26 protein-coding genes and 2 pseudogenes are annotated in these 22,896 nt (G+C 24.3%); 6 read left to right on the forward strand and 22 right to left on the reverse strand.

Annotation, left to right across the window (positions count from 1 at the left end; all coding sequences use genetic code 4):
- Positions 1-49: 49 nt before the first annotated feature.
- Both I5Q57_RS07645 and I5Q57_RS07650 read right to left on the reverse strand, forming a co-directional pair.
- Positions 50-496, reverse strand: coding sequence for a hypothetical protein (locus tag I5Q57_RS07645; protein WP_215825974.1), 447 nt, complete (start codon positions 494-496; stop codon positions 50-52).
- Positions 459-1,442 carry an Mbov_0401 family ICE element transposase-like protein gene (locus I5Q57_RS07650; protein ID WP_215825975.1) on the reverse strand — a complete coding sequence of 328 codons (984 nt, stop codon included), beginning with the start codon at positions 1,440-1,442 and terminating at the stop codon, positions 459-461. The genes I5Q57_RS07645 and I5Q57_RS07650 overlap by 38 nt, the downstream gene beginning before the upstream one ends.
- 239 nt (positions 1,443-1,681) lie before the next feature.
- Here I5Q57_RS07650 and I5Q57_RS07655 point away from each other — a divergent pair, with 239 nt between their 5' ends.
- Together I5Q57_RS07655 and I5Q57_RS07660 are read left to right on the forward strand one after the other, a co-directional pair.
- Complete coding sequence (locus tag I5Q57_RS07655; protein WP_215825976.1) at positions 1,682-2,260, forward strand: hypothetical protein; 579 nt, start codon at positions 1,682-1,684, stop codon at positions 2,258-2,260.
- A gap of 131 nt (positions 2,261-2,391) precedes the next feature.
- Entirely contained in the window at positions 2,392-3,324 is a 933-nt protein-coding gene (locus tag I5Q57_RS07660) for a hypothetical protein (RefSeq protein WP_215825977.1), read from the forward strand.
- 236 nt (positions 3,325-3,560) lie between these two features.
- Here I5Q57_RS07660 and I5Q57_RS07665 read toward each other — a convergent pair whose 3' ends face one another.
- The 13 genes and pseudogenes from I5Q57_RS07665 to rpsD form a co-directional block, all read right to left on the reverse strand.
- Entirely contained in the window at positions 3,561-3,737 is a 177-nt protein-coding gene (locus I5Q57_RS07665; protein WP_215825978.1) for a hypothetical protein, read from the reverse strand.
- 408 nt (positions 3,738-4,145) lie between these two features.
- On the reverse strand, positions 4,146-6,338 hold the full coding sequence (locus I5Q57_RS07670; RefSeq protein ID WP_215825979.1) for a hypothetical protein: 2,193 nt from the start codon (positions 6,336-6,338) through the stop codon (positions 4,146-4,148).
- Positions 6,339-6,603: 265 nt separating this feature from the next.
- Positions 6,604-6,996, reverse strand: a complete 393-nt coding sequence (locus tag I5Q57_RS07675) for a hypothetical protein (protein WP_215825980.1) — start codon at positions 6,994-6,996, stop codon at positions 6,604-6,606.
- Between the two features lie 84 nt (positions 6,997-7,080).
- The gene (locus tag I5Q57_RS07680) at positions 7,081-7,224 is read right to left on the reverse strand and encodes a hypothetical protein (protein WP_215825981.1); all 144 of its coding nucleotides are present in this window, start codon (positions 7,222-7,224) and stop codon (positions 7,081-7,083) included.
- Between the two features lie 3 nt (positions 7,225-7,227).
- On the reverse strand, positions 7,228-7,476 hold the full coding sequence (locus I5Q57_RS07685; RefSeq protein WP_215825982.1) for a hypothetical protein: 249 nt from the start codon (positions 7,474-7,476) through the stop codon (positions 7,228-7,230).
- 2 nt (positions 7,477-7,478) lie between these two features.
- Complete coding sequence (locus I5Q57_RS07690) at positions 7,479-7,685, reverse strand: hypothetical protein (protein ID WP_215825983.1); 207 nt, start codon at positions 7,683-7,685, stop codon at positions 7,479-7,481.
- Between the two features lie 85 nt (positions 7,686-7,770).
- Entirely contained in the window at positions 7,771-8,151 is a 381-nt protein-coding gene (locus tag I5Q57_RS07695) for a hypothetical protein (RefSeq protein WP_215825984.1), read from the reverse strand.
- 141 nt (positions 8,152-8,292) lie between these two features.
- A complete protein-coding gene (locus tag I5Q57_RS07700) occupies positions 8,293-8,667 on the reverse strand; it encodes a hypothetical protein (protein ID WP_215825985.1) in 375 nt (124 codons plus the stop codon).
- Positions 8,668-8,691: 24 nt separating this feature from the next.
- Positions 8,692-8,940: a hypothetical protein gene (locus tag I5Q57_RS07705; RefSeq protein WP_215825986.1), complete on the reverse strand. Its 249-nt coding sequence runs from the start codon at positions 8,938-8,940 to the stop codon at positions 8,692-8,694.
- A gap of 167 nt (positions 8,941-9,107) precedes the next feature.
- The gene (locus I5Q57_RS07710; RefSeq protein ID WP_215825987.1) at positions 9,108-9,338 is read right to left on the reverse strand and encodes a hypothetical protein; all 231 of its coding nucleotides are present in this window, start codon (positions 9,336-9,338) and stop codon (positions 9,108-9,110) included.
- Positions 9,339-9,502: 164 nt separating this feature from the next.
- Positions 9,503-9,724: a hypothetical protein gene (locus I5Q57_RS07715; protein ID WP_215825907.1), complete on the reverse strand. Its 222-nt coding sequence runs from the start codon at positions 9,722-9,724 to the stop codon at positions 9,503-9,505.
- 1,049 nt (positions 9,725-10,773) lie between these two features.
- Positions 10,774-11,888 (reverse strand): annotated as a pseudogene (locus I5Q57_RS07720) (IS3 family transposase).
- 164 nt (positions 11,889-12,052) lie between these two features.
- On the reverse strand, positions 12,053-12,667 hold the full coding sequence (gene rpsD / locus I5Q57_RS07725) for a 30S ribosomal protein S4 (RefSeq protein WP_215825988.1): 615 nt from the start codon (positions 12,665-12,667) through the stop codon (positions 12,053-12,055).
- Between the two features lie 532 nt (positions 12,668-13,199).
- On the opposite strand from rpsD, the gene I5Q57_RS07730 reads away from it, so the two are divergent.
- Together I5Q57_RS07730 and I5Q57_RS07735 are read left to right on the forward strand one after the other, a co-directional pair.
- Complete coding sequence (locus I5Q57_RS07730) at positions 13,200-13,481, forward strand: hypothetical protein (protein WP_215825989.1); 282 nt, start codon at positions 13,200-13,202, stop codon at positions 13,479-13,481.
- A 311-nt stretch (positions 13,482-13,792) separates the two neighbouring features.
- Positions 13,793-14,884 (forward strand): annotated as a pseudogene (locus tag I5Q57_RS07735) (IS3 family transposase).
- Between the two features lie 397 nt (positions 14,885-15,281).
- Here the strand turns inward: I5Q57_RS07735 and I5Q57_RS07740 are convergent.
- The gene (locus I5Q57_RS07740) at positions 15,282-15,464 is read right to left on the reverse strand and encodes a hypothetical protein (protein WP_215825990.1); all 183 of its coding nucleotides are present in this window, start codon (positions 15,462-15,464) and stop codon (positions 15,282-15,284) included.
- Positions 15,465-15,575: 111 nt separating this feature from the next.
- Positions 15,576-16,664: an Mbov_0401 family ICE element transposase-like protein gene (locus I5Q57_RS07745; protein ID WP_215825991.1), complete on the reverse strand. Its 1,089-nt coding sequence runs from the start codon at positions 16,662-16,664 to the stop codon at positions 15,576-15,578.
- An 827-nt stretch (positions 16,665-17,491) separates the two neighbouring features.
- On the opposite strand from I5Q57_RS07745, the gene I5Q57_RS07750 reads away from it, so the two are divergent.
- On the forward strand, positions 17,492-18,556 hold the full coding sequence (locus I5Q57_RS07750; protein WP_246534691.1) for a hypothetical protein: 1,065 nt from the start codon (positions 17,492-17,494) through the stop codon (positions 18,554-18,556).
- Positions 18,557-18,748: 192 nt separating this feature from the next.
- On the opposite strand, the gene I5Q57_RS07755 is transcribed toward I5Q57_RS07750, so the two are convergent.
- From I5Q57_RS07755 to I5Q57_RS07765, 3 genes are all read right to left on the reverse strand, one after another.
- Positions 18,749-19,711, reverse strand: coding sequence for an IS1/IS1595 family N-terminal zinc-binding domain-containing protein (locus I5Q57_RS07755; RefSeq protein WP_215825992.1), 963 nt, complete (start codon positions 19,709-19,711; stop codon positions 18,749-18,751).
- Positions 19,712-20,042: 331 nt separating this feature from the next.
- A complete protein-coding gene (locus I5Q57_RS07760; RefSeq protein ID WP_215825993.1) occupies positions 20,043-20,564 on the reverse strand; it encodes a hypothetical protein in 522 nt (173 codons plus the stop codon).
- 52 nt (positions 20,565-20,616) lie between these two features.
- Entirely contained in the window at positions 20,617-20,796 is a 180-nt protein-coding gene (locus I5Q57_RS07765) for a hypothetical protein (RefSeq protein ID WP_215825994.1), read from the reverse strand.
- Between the two features lie 17 nt (positions 20,797-20,813).
- On the opposite strand from I5Q57_RS07765, the gene I5Q57_RS07770 reads away from it, so the two are divergent.
- Positions 20,814-20,954 (forward strand): hypothetical protein, encoded by a 141-nt coding sequence (locus I5Q57_RS07770; RefSeq protein ID WP_215825995.1) that lies wholly within the window; start codon positions 20,814-20,816, stop codon positions 20,952-20,954.
- Between the two features lie 392 nt (positions 20,955-21,346).
- On the opposite strand, the gene I5Q57_RS07775 is transcribed toward I5Q57_RS07770, so the two are convergent.
- Together I5Q57_RS07775 and I5Q57_RS07780 are read right to left on the reverse strand one after the other, a co-directional pair.
- Positions 21,347-21,757 carry a hypothetical protein gene (locus I5Q57_RS07775; RefSeq protein ID WP_215825996.1) on the reverse strand — a complete coding sequence of 137 codons (411 nt, stop codon included), beginning with the start codon at positions 21,755-21,757 and terminating at the stop codon, positions 21,347-21,349.
- A 181-nt stretch (positions 21,758-21,938) separates the two neighbouring features.
- Positions 21,939-22,796, reverse strand: coding sequence for a hypothetical protein (locus tag I5Q57_RS07780; RefSeq protein WP_215825997.1), 858 nt, complete (start codon positions 22,794-22,796; stop codon positions 21,939-21,941).
- Between the last annotated feature and the right edge of the window lie 100 nt (positions 22,797-22,896).

The following is a 22,896-nucleotide window of genomic DNA, read 5'->3' on the forward strand; positions in this document are numbered from 1 at the left end:
ACAAAATTAAAATAAAAAATTATTAATTTTATTAATAAATTATCACTAATTATCTAAATTTATGTTTTCTATATTTATTTGTATATACAATACTACCCTTATTAATTCAACTATCATCATTTTTATTATTATATTTATTTCATAATGAATTTTTATATATTTCTTTTCTGATTTCTATTTCTGAATTAATATTTTCATTAATGTAATGTAATACATTCAATTTGTTTAAATTTGCCATTCTTAAATGTAATAAGTTATTTAAATTCTTATGATTATATATTTTTGCTCCATAGCCTAATTGTTGTTTTACCAAATGCGATATGTCACTTTCAATGCTACAACCAATATTTCATTCTAAATTTTGATGATGAATACCGTGCTTATTGTTTTTGAAATAATTACTAGACTTTCTTAAATTTGTTTTAATATCTTTATTTAATTCATTTTTAGCAACACTACTACGAATTTTTTTGATTAATTCTCGATAGATTTCCATCCTTATATAATTTAATTCAACTATTTAGTGTTACTTTACGATTTTCAAAAATAATATTAAATGCAGTTTGTTTTAATTTTTTAACAGCATGATAACCACCCAAAATATATCTAACATTACCAAAACTATTGGCAATTTCTCTAATTCAAGTAGCACCATCGCCACAAACAATTATTTTGTCAGAATTAATATTCGCATAATATTTTTGCAATTCTTTAATTAACAAATCACGATAATTCATCGTATTTATTCGTTTACTAACTTTTAACATTAAAAAATGACCTCGTTTGTTTTCTAATTCTCTACGAGCATTTTTATAATTTTTTTCTTTATGTCCGGTATGAAAAGTAACCAAACGAATTCTTTGGTCTTGTTTAACTTTATGGTCTAATGTTGCTAAAAATGTCTCATCTAGTTGAATATATAAATCCTTATTTTTGACATCAATTCTAGTTTTAGTTTCTTTTTCTGCTAGTTGAAAATATTGGGCAATATCGTATTTATTTAAAATATTTGAAATACTACCTTTTGAAATATAACAATGATTTAGAGCATCTAAAACATCACGATAGCTTTTGCCATCGCCCAAAAGACTTAAAACTTTAAATTGAACATCAAAATAAATGCGTTGTTTGGGCAATAAACCAATTTCTTTATCTGGCAAACATACATATTCAAATTTACCTGATTTTTGATTTCAATATTTATATCGGCGTCGTTTAAAAGTAACTTCACCAAAAATTATAATAATTATTCTTAAAGCAAAATGAACTACTTTATAACCTTGTTTTAACCGATAATTATATTTATATAAGTATTCATCTAATTTTTCATATTCATTAGCTAATTGTTTACATTTGTTAGTGTACATATTTTTATGGGTTGTAAATAAACTAAATCAATGCTTGTTTGCTAAGGTTTTTACATTATTATTAATTTCTAACATAAAAAATCGCCTTTCTAGATAGTAATTTTAACAAAGTTAAATTTCGTTAGTTTATTTTTCTGTTTTAATGATAATTTTTTTTCTAGAATTATTATTCAATAACCTGAAAAAATGATAAAAATTCTTATTTAATAAGTTATAATCAATTTGTATTAATTAGACTCTAAAAATTTAAGGAAAGATGTTAATTGTTCAACAAATTTATTAATTAGTAAAAATTCATAAAAAGGATTTAATAAATGAAAAAATTACTTAGTTTATTAAGTACAATAACAATAGCAAGTAGTGGAATAGCAGGAATTGTTGCCAATAGTCCTTATCCAACACAAGAACAACAAATTAAATTAGAAAACATAAATTATAAAAGACAAAAACGAAGCAATAATGAAAATAATAAAATAAATGTAACAAAAATTGTTATTAAAGCAAAAAAACAGATCTGATCTTCTGGTGTAGTTTTAAACAGTAAACTATATTTTGGTTCACTAGATCATAATGTTTATGAATATGATCCTGCTACAGGACAACAAAAAATTATCATTATAACAAATAATGAAATTAAATCTTCTGGTGTAGTTTTCAACAATAAATTGTATTTTGGTTCAGATGATCATAATGTTTATGAATATGATCCTGCTACAGAACAACAAAAAATTATTCTTAGAGCAACTGAATCTATAAGATCTTCTGGTATTGTTTTTAACAATAAATTGTACTTTGGTTCAACAGATAAAAATGTGTATGAATATATGACCCTGTCGCCGAGCAACAAAAAATTATTATTAAAACAAATTGATGAATTGATTCATCTGGTGTAATTTTCAACAATAAATTATATATTGGTTCAGGAGATGGCAATGTTTATGAATATAGTGAATACTATTTAAATTCAAATTTAGGAAAAATTAGTAATAATTCTGATAATGTAATTTTAAGTGAATTAAATTATTTGAATCCAGATTTAGATATTTCACAATTAGAAATTATTAACAAGACAAAAAATTCAGCTATATTAAAAATAAAAAATAATTTAAATAATAATAATATAAAAATACATTATTCAATTGATAATGGGCAAAATAAAATTATTAATTTAAATGAATTGATTAAAAAAGCATTATTTTTTAAATTTCTAGATGAAAATTCTAATTTAAAATTTAAGGAAATAAATTATATTGATACTAATAATTTAAATTTTTCAAATACTGAAATAACAAAACAAGAAAATTCATTTTTATGATCTAATGTTCCTAAAAATGTGTGTTCTGATAGAAAAATTACCAATAAAACTCCAAATATAAAATCATTTAATATACCTGATTGTGAATATAACTCAAAATCAAAATTAATATTTCAAATTACAACAGGATTAACTAAAACAAAACAAGAAAATAAATTAAATGGTTGAAACATAAATTCTGATGATGAAATGAAATTAACAGATTTTACAAATATAAATAATAAAAATTCTGAAATTATTAATGTATTATCAAATGAATTTGATTTATCAAACACAAATAAACAAGAACAAGAAATGATTTTAAGTATTTTTAAGGGACCCGCTGATAAATTTGAACTTAATCCCAATGAAAAATTAAAAATTACTTATCCAGTAAGAATAATTACATCTAAAGTTATATTAAATTTAAAACAAAAAATTACAGGAAATATTACTGCCAAAATAATTGATGATAACAATAAAGAACAAATAGTTATATTATCAATTACAGAAGTAATGCAAATTTTACAAAATCATGTTTTATTACCCAATGAAATTACTATAGATAAAAACAATGATAACATAACATTTAATGGGGAAGCATTTTTCTCATCAGAAAGAGAAGGGTCAGTAAGAACAAATACAGTTACTACTATAGTATAAGGTTTTATAAAAACGATATTAGCTATTTAGAACAATAACTTTAATTGAAACAAGCACAACAAGTTTAAATTTCTTGTAAAAATAAAAAATATTCAAACCAGTAATTTTAATTAATTACTGGTTCCTTATTTTATTAAAATATAAAAAATGAGAAGTTGCTTAGTTGTTTAAGAGTATTGTCATCATAAAAAACCACCTTTTAAGGGGATGATTTTAACGGTTTTTAAATTTAGTTATTACGGATGATTTTCAATTTCAATTTCAAAATCATTTGTACTTCTTAATATGTAATCTATTTTATTATCATCATAAGCAGGACTAATATTTCCTAAGCTATCATATTTGCAGTCATCTAAATTTGTACCTTGTGCTTTAATTGTTATTTTTTTATTAATTACTAATGTATTTCGCATGGCGGTTTCTTGGCCGTCTGTATTTATTAGTTGTCTAATCTTATCTTGTTTGCTCTGATTATTTTGTAATTTTTGTGTAAATAAGAAACTAAGGTTTTCTAAATTTCTTAATTCTGGTAATTTTTCATTTAGATTGTTATTATCTATTTTATTTATTTGAACTTGTGTAATATTATTTGTTGAATTCGAAATTTAAAACCTCACTTTTTATAAGTTTCTGATTTCAAAATCATAAACTTTGTTTTCGTTATCTTTATTTTTTTTCTACTACTGATTTATTTTCTTTTTTAGAACAGCCAACTATTGGTAATATTATTAATGTCGAAAGAGCTATTATATTTAAAATTTTCATTATTTTAACTCCTTTATTACTTTATTTTTTCAATTATATATATATATATATATATATTACACGAAAATCCTTAATATCATTAGAAAAATGGCAAAACTAATTAAAAATTGAAAGGTATAGTAAAAAGCTGGTACCGTTTTAAAAACTGGAAAAATGGCTGTTGAAAAGTTAACTGTTGCTTTCGCAATAATTGCTAACGGGCGTAAAATTGTAATGATTTGTGATGCCGTCAGCATTCAGTTTAGCATTTTAATACCAGCATTTTTAATGACACAACTAATATCATTAAATGTTGGTATTCATCGTCCGGAATATTTGCAATTTGGTGGCGGAATTAGGTCATCTCATTCTGAATTGGTGGAACCATCAGGGATAAATGCCGTGGAATTAAGGACATTAAAGTCATAAATTTTAAAATTATATTTAGAAGTATTATCTTTGTGATAAAGTGGAAAAGTTAAGGTAAAAATATTAATACCATAACGAATATCAATGTCGGTGTTAAGATAATTAATATTATTATCAGTGTTGCTGGCTGACAATTTAATCATTTTATTGTCATAAGATTTAAGAACATTAAAATCAATTTGATAAATGCTATTGTTGTTTTTAATGGCATTATAATTATCTTGGTGCGTTTTTTTGTCAAAAGTAAAAAAATAACTTCTTAGTAGTAATTCTGAATTACCAGTAACATTGATTAAATATTTTTTTGGATAAAAGGTAATTAACGAGCGGTAAAAGAAACCAATTTGAATAAAGTGGTTCTTTTTATAGTTATCTACGCCTTTAAAATCAATTTCGGTATATGTTTTTTCGTCCATATCAAAAGTAGCATAAAATAAACTGGCAAAGAAGTTACCAATGATTTCGTAGATTTCATCAAAAACATTTTTGTAATCGCTGTTGTTAATGCTAGGAATGTTGTTTTTAAAATAAAGGTAAATGTCATTTCGTAATTCAGGGTCGTATCTCAAAAAACTAAATTTAACATTAAGATAATTTAAGGTACCAAAAAGGTACTTAATTAGGTAATAATCGTTACTATTTGCTGCAGTATCATATTTTCAGATTTCACTTTCACCATGTAATAATTGTAAATAATTATTTCCAGCAATTAGAGTTTTGTTAAATGCTTTAATTTTAAGGACATTATCCTTGGTATCCTCTTGTTTCGGAATGACCATTTTAATCGTATTTGTTCCTTGCAATTGTGTACTTGTTTCAATTGCAATAAATTTAACGGTAAATGTTCTGTCGGCGACATTGTCTGTTGTTAAATTAAAAGTAGCCCTATCATCTAAGTAATTGTTGTCGTTATCTTTAATTTCTGTATTATAGTCGATGCCTTCAATTGCATTATTTACACCAGCAAGATTGTTAATTGTTTCATTAAGTCTTTTTTTAATTTTTTTTATAACTTCAATTTTGGTTGCATTTGTAGGGTCGATTATTTCTGAGTTTGGTAAAATAGTTGAATTTTTGTGATAAAAATAGCTTTCGTTTTTAAAACCGTGATTTTTAATGGTAAATTCTTTATAATAACCTTTTTCTAAGGTGTCAATGAAATTAAATACTGGTGTTCAATAAAGATAAGAATAATTAAATTTATCAAAATCACCACGATGAATCATTAAATAGTCAAGATTATCAATAACATCGTCGTATTTATGGTTACCGTCAAAATTAGTGGTTGTTGCTGGTAAGTTAATGTTGGTACTATCTTTTTCAATTTCAATTTCAAAATTATTTGTTTTATTTAATCTATAATTGTTAGTATTACCATGTTCAAAAGTTAGTAATTCTGTTCCTTGTACTTTAATTCTTATTGTTTTATTGGGTATTTTAATCATTCAGGTATAAAAATTTAAACCCGAAGTATCTATTTTTGTTCCATAAGTATTTGTTATTTTTTGAAAGTCTTTTTGTTTAATTCTGTTATTTACAAGCTCTGCATTAAACTCTAAACTAAAAATTTTTACATTTTTTAAATTTGATAATTGTTTATCTATATTTGCTTTTATATTATCTTCTGTTGTTATCTCAACTTTTAAAAGGTCGTGTTCTTGCCTTTCCGTTAAAAATCTTATTTTTTCTAAGTTTCTGATTTCAAAATCATAAACTTTATTGTTTTGTCTTTTATTTATAATTAGTGATTGGACTGTTGTTTTGTCATTGTTAATGTTTTGGGGAATGGTAAAAATGTTATTGAAACCAATAATTAAAACGGTAAATATTTTCATAAACATTTTTACCACTCCTTTTTAAAATATTTTATTTTTCGTTGTTCTTTCAGTTTTGATTTTTTTAATAATTCATTCAATGATACAGTTTATAACTACTGATATTGTAATGCATATATCTAAATATACTAGTATCATAAGTGAAATTAATGCTTCAAATTTTTCATATAATAATTTCAAATCATTAATTTCCAATTTTAAAAATGGGATGAAAAAGATAGTAATCATAAAAATGTAAGGTAAAATTTTCCATCAATATTTTTTTAAAGAATTAATGAGTTTGTTTGATTTCATTTTTTAAGGCTCTTTTTGCTTTAATTTTCTGAATAATAAAGCGGACTAATTTTTCAAATTTAATTGCAAAATATATTGATCCGCCTCATCAAAAAACAAATATTCCTGCCATCATAATATCGCTATTGAACTTGCCGAAGAAATCAACCATCTGTTTATTCATAAAATTATTAAATTCGTTACTTGTTCCAGTTATTCATTTAGTATCGAGTGCTGTTAATGCACAAATTAATAAGCTTATAAGGATGGAAATGATACTTAATGATACTTTTAACCACTGCTTTTTAAAAGAATTTTTAATTCTTAATCTTAATGGTGTTTTTTCTTTTGAATTATCTTTTTTGAATAATTTTCCTAAAAGTTTTTTCATTTTAATTTTCCTTTCGTGTTTAAAAATTTTTAATTTTTTATTTTTAATTATTAAGTCTGATATTTGATTAACATGAATAATATTTTACTTTTCTAGTTTTAAAATTTCTTTATTTTTTTCCATTATTATGTATTTAAGATTATTAACACTATCTTCTAATATGACATTAGCAATTTTTAATTTGTTATTTTCTATTTCTAATTCTTGGTTTTTAGTTCGTTTTTCCATTTTTTACCTACCTTTAATCACAATAAATAAAGCAATAAGTACACAAGTTACACCAAGAATGGTAAAAATTGGGTGTTGTGAAAATGTTCGTGCCATTGGTTTAAAAAGTTCTAAAATTGTTAAATTGCTAGTAATAAACTTTTTAAAATTGGCAAGACCCTCGCTAATATAGTTCGTTAAAGTTTCAAAATGACTACTAGCTAAAAGTCCAAGAACAGCTATTAAGATAAAAATAATAATTAGTTTAAACATTTTTAGTTACCTTGTTTTGTTTTTATTGGTTTTATTTGTTTTTTAGCTTTTCCTCACGCACTTAACCGCCCTTTATTTTTAACCGCATATTGGCGTTGTTTTTCTAAATTAACTTGTTGACTACCAAATCCAAGAATAATTGCCATAATAAATTCTACAGCCAGCGTTAAGAATAAAGGAAATATTAATTGAATATTCGTTCCAGGCACTTCTAAAACTTCAAATTAAGTCAAAAACTTTATAAAGCATTTGATCGAGAAAGTCGGCCATTTTTGCGAGATTTTCCATTTTTTATTATTCCTTTTCTTTCGTTTTTCTTAAAAATTTGCTAAATTTATCAATTTTTAAGTATTCTAAGTCTTCTAAATCAATTGCGGTGTCAGTATAGTATTTGTCTTCATAGTCAGGATTTACTTTTGAATTTAAGTAATCTCTTAAAAATGCTAGGTAAAAAGAATTGTAAGTGTTTAATATTGGTAGAGGAATTTTTAGTTTAAAAAAATAAATATCAAGTTCAGGAATATCACGGTATTTAATGCGACGACCCTTTTTACTATTTTTAGCATCAATTAAAATGTTTCGTCAGCGTTCATATTCTTCAATGCTCGTAAAGGTACCATAGATGACTTTTAAGTAAGGGCGAAAAATATTAACTGGTTTTTTGCGAATTCCCACAATCACATTATTGGCAATATCAAGAACTTTAACTCATATATGTTTATCTCTTTGCCCACTAGCGAGAACAATATGACCAAAATGGCGTGCCAGAGCGAAATATTCTTGGATACCGGTTTCTTCGTTTTTGGTATTATTTTTTTATCAATAAGTTCATTCTAAAAATAAATTGGTTTCATCTCATAAAAGTAAGATTTTTTCTGGCAATACTGGATAATCAAAGTATAACAATCCCATATGCCCTAAACTTAATTTTTGGGTTTCTAGCAATGGAAATGTTGAGTTTAATGGTGAATTTTTTAAAAAATTAATAACTTTGCTAATTTGTGTTAAATTAATGATTTTAAAAAGGAAAATTAAAATACAACCCGCTAAAAATAAATAACTTACAATGTTTTTAAAATAACCGTTGTAAATATATCAAATTGCTTTGCAATGTCATAAAATTAAAAATGAGGTGCGATTCAATTCAATAAAATGGTTATTTTTTTCTATTATTCATTTGCAAAATTTCATCTTGCACCTCACTTTATTTTTTTGTTAGCGTACCGCTCCAAGTAATTTTTCAAACATTTTAAAGCAAATAAAGAATATTGCCAAAATAAATGGAAAAATGAAGATTCAGTAATCAGCAAAGAAGTTACCGACTTGTGGCATATTAACAGCAATAATTTCTCATATTTTAGTAAAAGCCGTTATAATTGCATTTCATAATTTAGTCATCGCGTCACTAGCTGTTATTTTTTCTACTGTTGCTGGTGCTTCTCCCACTAAGAAAGTTCCAAACATATAATCTCACCTCCTTTCTTTTTAAAACATTCATCATTTATATTCAAAGTTTTTCTTAAATTTGTTAAAACCACGATTAACCTTAACACGATTATATTTTTTCCTAATTAATTTTGAATTTCTTTGGGAATGCATCACAATGTAACTTCTTGACATTAATTTTTTCCCTATCTAAATACTGATATGGTTTTTCAAAGGAGCATTAGAATAAATCGCACCATAGTAGCTGTTAAGAATCAAAAAGCAATATTTGCTATTAAAAGCCAAAGTGTTTCTTGAGTTAAATCAATTTCTTTGCCACCACTAATATGAGCCGGAATAGTTGTAATTTGAATAAATAAATCTCAGAAATTTTGTTTAATTTGTTCTCAATTAAATTCTTTTAAATTTACTGTCATTTTTTATCTACCAAAAATTATTTTTATTGGTAAATACATAATTGAAATTAATGCGAAAAGAAACGTGATGATAATAATTAATCCGGCAATAAACGCAACTTGTGCAGGCATTTTTTCTATCGGAATAAACAATTCTAAGAATTCCATGATAATTTTTCAAAACATTATTTTTTATCCGCGTTATTTTCTTTTGAATTAGGAGCTTTAACTCATTCCTCAAAGCGGGCAATAAATACTTTTTCGTCTTTCGTGAAATTACCAGTATTATTTTTAATGGCATTTTTATATTTAATTCTAATTTTTATTTTGGCATAAATTTTATAAGCAAAATATGCCAATAGCATGATGCTGATAATAATAAATATTAATCCAATCGCAATATTCATTTTTAAACTCCTTTAAAATAGTTATAATTTATATCTTTTTTGTTTTCTTCTTTTTTGGCAATGAAGAAGCTTAATAATTCTTGTTCTTTAATTAATTTGGTTTCATTTTCTTTTTGATTAATTGAAATTACTTGATATTTACTATCCTTGATTATTCTGACACAAATCTAATTTTCATATTTTCCTTTATGAACAAATCGCTTTGGAAACCAAATACCGATTTGTTCATTAAATCACGGAATTTTTGGTGCTTTAATAAGCATTGCGTTTTATGTTTCTTTTAAAAGATATTTCTTAGTATTTAAGGAAATGTTTTCAATATTTTTCATAATAAATTACCTTTCTTATAGATAAACTAAGTTATATTAACTAAGTTAATTAACTTAGTTTTTTAAACACTTATATATCGCAGATTTAAGTGTTTAACAAGCTTTGTTAGTAAATTTTGTTTTTTTATTATTATTAGATAAAGATTTTAATAATTTTAAACTTAGCATACCCCTATAATAGAAATTTCTACACTTTAATGTCCGCATCCTACCCTTGGAACTAATTTAATAGCGTGTACATTTTTAGGAAATCCACCCATTCATTTTTTTATTGCAAAACGAAACAAATTGCTATAGCTAATAGGGTATTGTCTATTAACTGGTAAACTTCTTTTGGTTATGGCGACCACCCACAATTTATCGTGCTTTAATACATACCAACATTATTAATTCACTTGTATTTCATTTTCAAAGAACAAATTTTTAACACCTTATAAAATAAAAAGACAATCATTGCTGATGGTCTTAATACTTATTCAAATCCTTACCTACCTAACAAAACTTTATGCGTCCCTTAAAAGGGACGATAAATTATCAAATAATGCTGGAATTTCTTAAAAATAGTTTATAATAAAATTCCAAAGTAAGTAGATTCCAGACTAAGATTTGGAGAAAGGAAAAGGTTCTATAAATTTTATTAATTAGTAAAAATTCACGAAAGGGATTTAATTAATATGAAAAAATTACTAGGTGGTGTGGCAACCCTTTTTTGGACACTTTTTATGTAGACTGTCATTTTCTAAATTCAACAGGCGTTAAATAATTTAAACTGCCATGTATTCTAAGATTATTGTATCAATTAAAAAAATCAAATAATTCGCATTTTAATTGTATTAAATTTTCAAATTTTTTACCCTTGATAAATTCCGTTTTAAAAGTTTCGTAAGTTGTTTCAACCACCACAGCATTGTCATAAGGACAACCCTTCGCACTCAATGATCTTTTAATATTAAAGGTTATTAAAATTTCATCAATGATTTTATTTTTGAACTCATTACCACGATCAGTATGAAATAAAGTTATTTTATTTAATGGTCGTGTTATTTTATGAAAAGCTTGTTGAACTAGTTCAGCGGTTTTGTTTGGTCTGGCACTATAGCCAATTATTTCTCGATTAAACAAGTCAATTAATAAACAAATATAATGTCATTTTCCTCCAACTTGCACATATGTTAAATCACTAACAACAACTTCATTAGGTTTTTTGTTATTAAATTGACGATTTAAAACATTACTAATTTGTTCATTATTAACCATTGTTTTATGATTACGATATTTTAATTTGGTGTATTTAGAAACCAAATTATTTTTTATCATAAGGAATCTGATTTTTCGACGTGATAAGATGATATCTTTTCTCATTAAAACAGCTTTAATTTTACGAGCACCATAAATTTTACGACTTTTATTAAATGCACTGATAACTTCTTCTTCATAATTATTAACATCATACTTAACACAATTATTAGTTTGATAATAATATGTTGATTTTGCTATTTTTAATATTTGACACATTTTTAGTACGGAATATTTTTCTTTATTATTGTTAATAATAATCCCTATTTTTTGCCAATTATCATTGCTGCTTGCTTTAAAATGTCATTCTCCATTCGTAATTATTGGTTTTCTTTTCGCAAGTAAATTAATTCATTTTCTTCGACAGTACGATTATCTTGCACTTTAAATGACCCAAAATTATTAAAATTTTCAATTCACTGATATACGGCTGATTTTGAAATTCCGTATTCTTTAATAATTTCAACAATGCTTTTTCCATTTTGATAAAGCATGACAATTTGTTTTTTAAATTCATTTGAATATGAGTTTTTCTCCATTTTTATCCTCCTGCTTTCTTAATAATTTTATTTTATTTGAAAGTCCACATAAATATGGTCCAACTTATTGTAAACTTATCCATTTTAGCTTTAAATAGTAAAAAGACTTAGAGGATTATCACTCTAAGTCTTTTTACTTATCTTTAATTATACTTAATTTAATATTAAATAATACGGTTATATCATTCAACAATTAAAGATTCATTAATTTCCAAATTTAATTCATTTCTTTCAGAATAACGAAGGTAAGTGCCAACAATATTTTTGCGATCAAAACTAACAAATTCCAATGTTCCAGCATTTAATTCAATTGCTTCTAACAGTTTTGGATTGTTCTTATAATTTTCTTTAATTGTAATCTTATCATTAGGTGATACACGATAAGAAGGGATATTAACTTTCTTATCATTTACTAATATATGACTATGATTAACTAATTGGCGAGCTGCCCTTCTTGTTCGTGCTAAACCTAAACGATAAACAATGTTGTCTAAACGAGATTCTAATAAAATTAAAAAGTTAGTTCCCGTAACACCACTCATTTTTTTGGCTTTTAAAAATGTATTTCGAAATTGTTTTTCATTTAAACCATACATATGTCTTACTTTTTGTTTTTCTTGTTGTTGTAAACCATAGTTAGATAATTTTCTTCTTCTTGCTCCGTGTTGTCCTGGAGCAGTTGTGCGTTTTTTTCCTTTAGCAAATTCTTTTCCAGTTTCTAGAATTGAAAATCCAACTCTTCTTGAAATTCTAAAAATACCTCTTTTATATTTTGACATAATAAAAAATCCCTTATTAATATATTTGACATTATAAAATCAGTGAGTTTAAATTAAACTCTAATTAAGATAGATTACTATTCGCCATTGCAGCAAAGGCTACTTAAAGTAAAAAATTAAGCAATCTATTTGCAACTTAATTATGTTTAAAAGCTGTGATTTAATTGTCTTTAAGTATTATATAAATTACTTTATTAAATGTCAATACAAGTTTATTTAAAGGTGTAGAAACCATATACATATGACAAGATTTTGGTTTTTACAATCTTGCTGTTAATTAATAAATAAATACGATCTCATTTATTTATTACAAAAAATATAAGGTTAAATTAATATTTATTATTTTTAGTTATGCCTTGTATTTTTTTGTGCCTTGATAGTAATAAACTAAGTTAATTAGTAAACTTCGTTTACCAACAAATTTTGTTAAACATAAATGTTTAACAAAATAAATATTTAACTTAGTTAGATAACTAAGTTAAATATAACTTATTTTAATATAACTAAATATATTTGTAAGGACGGTATGTATGTGAGAAATATTGAAAATATTTTTTTAAATACTAAAAAATATCTTTTAAAAGAAACACAAAACGCAATTTTTATTAAAGCACCAGAAATTCCGTGATTTAGTAATCCTATTGGTATTTGATTTTCAAAGCGATTTGTTTATAAAGGAAAATATGAAAATTCTATTTGTATTGGAATAATTAGAAATGGTGAGTATCAGTTGGTTTCAGTTAATAAGAAAGAGCAGGAGTCTAATTTGATTATAGGGCAAGAATTGTTAAATTTTTTTATTGCCGAAAAATAGAATGATAAAAAGGATGTAAGTTTTAATTATTTTAAAAATTAATTTTAAAGGTGTTTTAAGGTGCCTTAAGAATAAAGGTAAATAAAAAAACATCTTGGTTGATATTTATAATGGCGAAGCAGTGCGGAAAGCGTATGTTCCGCCTGCTAGTTATGGATGAGTGAGTTATTTAACTAAGTTACTACAATTTTTTTTAATTTTGTAGAAAACTCTTGATATTTATTGAATATTGGATGGGTTACAATAAGTTGGACCATATTTATGTGGACTTTCAAATAAAATAAAATTATTAAAAAAGTAGGAAAATAAAAATGGAGGAAAACTCATATTCAAATGAATTTAAAAAACAAATTGTCATGTTTTATCAAAACGGAAAAAGCATTGTTGAAATTATTAAAGAATACGGAATTTCAAAATCAGCCGTATAATCAGTGAATTGAAAATTTTAATAATTTTGGGTCATTTAAAGTGCAAGATAATCGCACTGTCGAAGAAAATGAATTAATTTACTTGCGAAAAGAAAACCAACAATTACGAATGGAAAATGACATTTTAAAGCAAGCAGCACTGATAATTGGCAAAAAATAGGAATTATTAACAATAATAAAGAAAAATATCCCGTGCTAAAAATGTGTCAAATATTAAAAATAGCAAAATCAACATATTATTATCAAACTAATAATTGTGTTAAGTATGATGTTAATAATTATGAAGAAGAAGTTATCAGTGCATTTAATAAAAGTCGTAAAATTAAAGCTGTTTTAATGAGAAAAGATATTATCTTATCACGTCGAAAAATCAGATTCCTTATGATCAAAAATAATTTGGTTTCTAAATACACCAAATTAAAATATCGTAATCATAAAACAATGGTTAATAATGACCAAATTAGTAATGTTTTAAATCGTCAATTTAATAACAAAAAACCTAATGAAGTTGTTGTTAGTGATTTAACATATGTGCAATTTGGAGGAAAATGACATTATATTTGTTTATTAATTGACTTGTTTAATCGAGAAATAATTGGCTATAGTGCCGGACCAAACAAAACCGCTGAACTAGTTCAACAAGCTTTTCATAAAATAACACGACCATTAAATAAAATAACTTTATTTTATACTGATCGTGGTAATGAGTTTAAAAATAAAATCATTGATGAAATTTTAATAACCTTTAATATTAAAAGATCATTGAGTGCGAAGGGTTGTCCTTATGACAATACTGTTGCTGAAACAACTTACAAAACTTTTAAAACGGAATTTGTCAAGGGTAAAAAATTTGAAAATTTAACACAATTAAAATGCGAATTATTTGATTTTGTTAATTGATACAATAATCGTAGAATACAGGGCAGTTTAAATTATTTAACGCCTGTTGAATTTATAAAATGACAGTCTACATAAAAAGTGTCCAAAAAAGGGCTGCCATACCACCTAGTAATTTTTTCATATTAATTAAATCCCTTTCGTGAATTTTTACTAATTAATAAAATTTATAGAACCTTATCCTTTTTCCGAATCTTAGTCTGGAATCTACTTACTTTGGAATTTCATTATAAACTATTTTTAAAAAATTCCAGCATTATTTGATAATTTATGCGTCCCTTAAAGGGGTCGCGTTTAGTTTTCTTAGGTATTGCTTTGAATAAATAAAACAATCAGCTAATTATATTATTTAATTACTAAACTAACCCTGCCTTTCTTGTTATTGTCATTTTTATTCTTTTTCATTTTATCATATTATTGAATTTTTACACAACAAAAATTATTAATTTTATTAAATTTTAACTAATATTTTTACTTACTTAAATTTATTATATTTATTTGTTACAGCATTACCTTTATAATTAATTCAACTATCATCATTTTTATTATTATATTTATTTCATAATGAATTTTTATATATTTCTTTTCTGATTTCTATTTCTGAATTAATATTTTCATTAATGTAATGTAGTACATTTAATTTGTTTAAATTTGCCATTCTTAAATGTAATAGGTTATTTAAATTCTTATGATTATATATTTTTGCTCCACATCCTAATTGTTGTTTTACCAAATGCGATACATCACTTTCAATGCTACAACCAATATTTTATTCTAAATTTTGATGATGAATGCCATGCTTATTATTACTGAAATAATTACTCGCTTTCCTTAAATTTGTTTTAATATCTTTATTTAATTCATTTTTAGCAACATTACGAATGGTTTTGATTAATTCTTGATGAATGCCATCATTATATAATTTAATTCAACTATTTAGTGTTACTTTGCGATTTTCAAAAATAATATTAAATGCAGTTTGTTTTAATTTTTTAATAGCGTGATAACCAACTAAAATATATCTAACATTACCAAAACTATTGGCAATTTCTCTAATTCAAGTATCACCATCACCACAAACAATTATTCTGTCGTAATTAATATTTACATAATGTTTTTGTAATTCCTTAATTAATAAATCATGATAATCCATTGTATTTATTCGTTTACCAACTTTTAACATTAGAAAATGACCTCGTTTGTTTTCTAATTCTCTACGAGCATTTTTATAATTTTTTTCTTTATGTCCGGTATGAAAAGTAACCAAACGAATTCTCTGGTCTTGTTTAACTTTCTGATCTAATGTCGCTAAAAATGTCTCATCTAGTTGAATATATAAATCCTTATTTTTAACATCAATTCTAGTTTTAGTTTCTTTTTCTGCGAGTTGAAAATATTCAGCAATATCGTATTTATTTAAAATACTTGAAATACTAGCTTTTGAAATATAACAATGATTTAGAGCATCTAAAACATCACGATAGCGTTTACCATCACCTAAAAGACTTAAAACTTTAAATTGGACATCAAAATAAATGCGTTGTTTAGGTAACATACCAATTTCTTTATCTAATAAACATACATATTCAAATTTACCTGATTTTTGATTTCAATATTTATATCGGCGTCGTTTAAAAGTAACATCACCAAAAATTGTAATAATTGTTCTTGATGCAAAATGAACTACTTTATAACCTTGTTTTAACCGATAATGATATTTATATAAGTATTCATCTAATTTTTCATATTCATTAGCTAATTGTTCACATTTGTTAGTATACATATTTTTATGGGTTGTAAATAAACTGAATCAATGCTTGTTTTCTAGGGTTTTTACATTATTATTAATTTCTAACATAAAAAATCGCCTTTCTAGATAGTAATTTTAACAAAATTAAATTTCGTTAGTTTATTTTTCTGTTTTAATGATAATTTTTTTTTCTAGAATTATTATTCAATAACCTGAAAAAATGATAAAAATTCTTATTTAATAAGTTATAATCAATTTGTATTAATTAGACTTTAAAAATTTAAGGAAGGATGTTAATTGTTCAACAAATTTATTAATTAGTAAAAATTAATAAAAAGGATTTAATAAATGAAAAAATTACTTAGTTTATTAAGCACAATAACAATGACAGGAAGCGGAATGTTAGGAATTGTTGCCAATAGTCCTTTCCTTATCCAACACAAGAACAACAAATTAAATTAGAAAACATAAATTATAAAAGACAAAAACGAAGCAATAATGAAAATAATAAAATAAATATAACAAAGATTGTAATTACAACAAATGGAATAGTTCGATCTGATGGGATAATATTAAATAATAAAGTATATTTTGATTCAGCAGACAACAAAGTATACGAATATGATCCGGCCACAGGACAACAAAAAATTGTTATTATAACAGAAGGAGAAGTTTGATCTTCTGGTGTAATTTTTAACAATAAATTATATTTTAGTTCTGATGATAATAAAGTCTATGAATATGATCCCGCTACAGGACAACAAAAAATTGTTATTAAAACAAATAATTCTCAAAGTATAAGATCCTCGGTTGTAATTTTCAACAATAAAATATATTTTGGTTCAGGAGATAAAAATGTTTATGAATATGATCCATCCACAGAACAACAAAGAGTTATCCTTACAACAGGTTCATGAAATGAATCTTCTGGTGTGGTGTTAAATAACAAATTATATTTTGGATCGGCAGATGGTAATATTTATGAATATAGTGAGTACTATTTAAATTCAAATTTAGGGCAAATTAATGCTAATTCTGATAATGCAATTTTAAATGAATTAAATTATTTAAATCCTGATTTAGATATTTCACAATTAGAAATTATTAGTAAAACAAATAATTCCGCTATAGTAAAGATAAAAGATAATTTAAATGATGATATTATAAATATATATTATTTAATTAAAAATGAACAAAATAAAATTATTAATTTAAATGAATTAATTAAAAATGCAATATTTTTTAAGTTTAGAGATGAAAATCCTAATTTAAAATTTAAGGAAATAAATTATATTGATACTAATAATTTAAATTTTTCAAATACTGAAATAACAAAACAAGAAAATTCATTTTTATGATCTAATGTTCCTAAAAATGTATGTTCCGATAGAGAAATTATCAATAAAACCCCAAATACAAGATCATTTAATGTAAATGCTTGTGAATATAATTCAAAATCAAAATTAGTATTTCAAATTACAACAGGATTAACTAAAACAAAACAAGAAAATAAATTAAATGGTTGAAACATAAATTCTGATGATGAAATGAAATTAACAGATTTTACAAATATAAATAATAAAAATTCTGAAATCATTAATGTATTATCAAATGAATTTGATTTATCAAACACAAATAAACAAGAACAAGAAATGATTTTAAGTATTTTTAAGGAACCCGCTGATAAATTTGAACTTAATCCTAATGAAAAATTAAAAATTACTTATCCAGTAAGAATAATTGAATCTGAAATTATATTAAATTTAAAACAAAAAATTACAGGAAATATTACTGCCAAAATAATTGATGACAACAATAAAGAACAAATAGTTACATTATCAATTACAGAAGTAATGCAAATTTTAAAAAAATATATTTTATTACCCAATGAAATTACTATAGATAAAAACAATGATAAAATAATATTTAACGGTGAAGCATTTTTTTCGTCAGAAAGAGAAGGGCCGGTAAAAACAAATACAGTTACTACTATAGTATAAGGTTTTATAAAAACGATATTAGCTATTTAGAACAATAACTTTAATTGAAACAAGCACAACAAGTTTAAATTTCTTGTGAAAAATAAAAAAATATTTTAATTTTGTAGAAAACTCTTGATAAAATAAAAAAAATCATCAACTTGATAATTTTAAAAGGCTTTTATGTAAAATTACTATTTTTACTTTAATTTTTTATACATTAAAATATAATACCGCTGTTTGTTGGTTTGGAGTTAAACCCTTATGTTGGTATTTTCATTTTCAGAGATTTAAATAATTTTGAATATTAGTAAAACCTAAACCATGATAATGAATTAAGGCTTCTTTAAGACTAGATTGTAATTTACTGATTTTATTTAAGTTACGATAACTACTAGCTTCAGAATTAATTGTTGTTTTAGTTACACATAAAGTAGAATTTGTTTGATTTGCTACTAAAAAATATAATTTTTGCATATCAGAAGTAATAATTGAATTTTGGTTAATTAATTCTTTGTTCATATTTTCAATAACTCATTGTTTTTGTAAACGTTTGGTGTTTGTGGATTTAACATAAATATTGTTATTATTATCAACTGCCATTTGAATACAGCATTTAGTATTAGTTGCGAATGGGTCAAGGTGAATTCTTCGTGGATCAGTTTTATGTTTTAAATTTCCTTTATGAATTTCTTTAATAAATGTTTCATCGATTTGGATTTTACCAGATAATTTTTTAAATTTTAATTGGGTATTTTCTAATTGTTTTGATTTCATTAATTTTTGACGATTATATCAAGCAGTTTTTAATGTAGTTTTAATAAAACGAGAAATTGTTTTACTAGATTGCCCCAACAATGAAATTTGAATCAATAAATTTCATTGTTCATAATTTAAATGACTTCAATAAATAAAATGATTACGGGAAGCGTCAAAACTTGCACGGCAATTTTTACATAAATATTTTTGTTTTCCTTCTGAATTATGTCCATTTTTAACACAATGGTAAGATTCACATTTAGGGCATTTAATACCTTGTGCTCTAAATTTTTGATCAATTTCATTTAAACGTTTTTGTTTTTTTATTAATTCTGCTTGTTGTTTGACTTTTTCATAAAATTCTAAAAATTGATCATCTGTTAAAGTATTTACTAGTTCTTGAATTATTTTTTCCATAATTATTATCCACCTCTATCATATTAAAAATATACCTAAAATTAAGTATATTCAATAAATATCAAGAGTTTTCTACAAAATTAAAAAAAATATTCAAACCAGTAATTTTAATTAATTACTGGTTTTTATTTTATCAAAATATAAAAAATGAAAAAGTTGCTTAGTTGTTTAAAGGTGTTGTTATCGTAAAAAGCCATCTTTCTTGGAAAGAAAGAAATGAGGCTGTCCAATTAACTGTGTCTCTAAGTAATTAACTTAAATTCACTCTGCTCTGTCCTCAAATTTTATCATTAAATGTGAGATCGTGCTATCCCAATTTTGAATTTAGTTATTACGGATTTTCAATTTCAATTTCAAAATTATTTGTTTTATTTAATCTATAATTGTTAGTATTACCATGTTCAAAAGTTAGTAATTCTGTTCCTTGTGCTTTAATTCTTATTGTTTTATTGGGTATTTTAATCATTCAGGTATAAAAATTTAAACCCGAAGTATCTATTTTTGTTCCATAAGTATTTGTTATTTTTTGAAAGTCTTTTTGTTTAATTCTGTTATTTACAAGCTCTGCATTAAACTCTAAACTAAAAATTTTTACATTTTTTAAATTTGATAATTGTTTATCTATATTTGCTTTTATATTATCTTCTGTTGTTATCTCAACTTTTAAAAGTTCATGGTCTTGCCTTTCCGTTAAAAATCTTATTTTTTCTAAGTTTCTGATTTCAAAATCATAAACTTTGTTTTCGTTATCTTTATTTTTTTGTTCTACTACTGATTTATTTTCTTTTTTAGAACAGCCAACTATTGGTAATATTGTTAATGTCGAAAGAGCTATTATATTTAAAATTTTCATTATTTTAACTCCTTTATTACTTTATTTTTTCAATTATATATATATATATATATTACATGAAAATCCTTAATATTATTAAAAAAATGGCAAAACCGATTAAAAATTGAAAGGTATAGTAAAAAGCTGGTACCGTTTTAAAAACTGGAAAAATGGCGGTTGAAAAGTTAACTGTTGCTTTCGCAATAATTGCTAACGGGCGTAAAATGGTAATGACTTGTGAAGTGGTCAGCATTCAGTTTAGCATTTTTAATGGCACAACCAATATCATTAAATGTCGGTATTCATCGTCCGGAATATTTGCAATTTGGTGGCGGAATTAGGTCATCTCATTCTGAATTGGTGGAACCATCAGGAATAAATGCCGTTGAATTAAGCACATTAAAGTCATAAATTTTAAAATTATATTTAGAATTATTATCTTTGTGATAAAGCGGAAAAGTTAAGGTAAAAATATTAATACCATAACGAATATCAATGTCGGTGTTAAGATAATTAATATTATTATCAGTGTTGCTGGCTGAGAATTTAATCAGTTTATTGTCATAAGATTTAAGAACATTAAAATCAATTTGATAAATGCTATTGTTGTTTTTAATGGCATTATAATTATCTTGGTGCGTTTTTTTGTCAAAAGTAAAAAAATAACTTCTTAGTAGTAATTATGAATTACCAGTAACATTGATTAAATATTTTTTTGGATAAAAGGTAATTAACGAGTGGTAAAAGAAACCAATTTGAATAAAGTGATTCTTTTTATAGTTATCTACGCCTTTAAAATCGATTTAGGTATGATTTTTTTCATCCATATCAAAAGTGGCATAAAATAAACTGGCAAAGAAGTTACCAAAGATTTCATAGATTTCGTCAAAAACATTTTTGTAATCGCTGTTGTTAATATTAGAAATTTTGTTTTTAAAATAAAGGTAAATGTCGTTTTTTAATTCAGGATCGTATCTTAAAAAACTAAATTTAACATTAAGATAATTTAAGGTACCAAAAAGGTACTTAATTAGGTAATAATCGTTACTATTTGCTGCAGTATCATATTTTCAGATTTCACTTTCACCATGTAATAATTGTAAATAATTATTTCCAGCAATTAGAGTTTTGTTAAATGCTTTAATTTTAAGGACATTATCCTTGGTATCCCCTTGTTTCGGAATGACCATTTTAATCGTATTTGTTCCTTGCAATTGTGTACTTGTTTCAATTGCAATAAATTTAACGGTAAATGTTCTGTCGGCGACATTGTCTGTTGTTAAATTAAAAGTAGCCCTATCATCTAAGTAATTGTTATCGTTATCTTTAATTTCTGTATTATAGTCGATGCCTTCAATTGCATTATTTACACCAGCAAGATTGTTAATTGTTTCATTAAGTCTTTTTTTTAATTTTTTTTATAACTTCAATTTTGGTTGCATTTGTAGGGTCGATTATTTCTGAGTTTGGTAAAATAGTTGAATTTTTGTGATAAAAATAGCTTTCATTTTTAAAACCATAATTTTTAATCGTAAATTCTTTGTAATAACCTTTTTCTAAGGTGTCAATGAAATTAAATACTGGTGTTCAATAAAGATAAGAGTAATTGAATTTGTCAAAATCACCACGATGAATCATTAAATAGTCAAGATTATCAATAACATCACTGTATTTATAGTTACCGACAAAATTAGTTGTTGTTGTCGGTAATTCAATATCAGTGCTTTCTTTTTTAGTTTCAATTTCAAAATCATTTGTACTATTTAATGTGTAATTGTCAGTATTATCATGTTCAAAAGTTAGTAATTCTGTTCCTTGTGCTTTAATTCTTATTGTTTTATTGGGTATTTTAATCATTCAGGTATAAAAATTTAAACCCGAAGTATCTATTTTTGTTCCATAAGTATTTGTTATTTTTTGAAAGTCTTTTTGTTTAATTCTGTTATTTACAAGCTCTGCATTAAACTCTAAACTAAAAATTTTTACATTTTTTAAATTTGATAATTGTTTATCTATATTTGCTTTTATATTATCTTCTGTTGTTATCTCAACTTTTAAAAGGTTATGGTCTTGCCTTTCCGTTAAAAATCTTATTTTTTCTAAGTTTCTGATTTCAAAATAATAAACTTTATTGTTTTGTCTTTTATTTCTAATTAGTGATTGTACTGTTGTTTTGTCATTGTTAATGTTTGAGGGAATAGTAAAAATGTTATTGAAACTAATAGTTAGCACGGTAAATATTTTCATAAACATTTTTATCACTCCTTTTTAAAATATTTTATTTTTCATTGTTCTTTCAGTTTTGATTTTTTTAATAAGTCATTCAATGATACAGTTTATAACTGCCGCTATT

The sequence above is a fragment of the Spiroplasma endosymbiont of 'Nebria riversi' genome, from assembly GCF_018831625.1.
Classification (GTDB): Bacteria; Bacillota_I; Bacilli_A; order Mycoplasmatales; family Nriv7; genus Nriv7.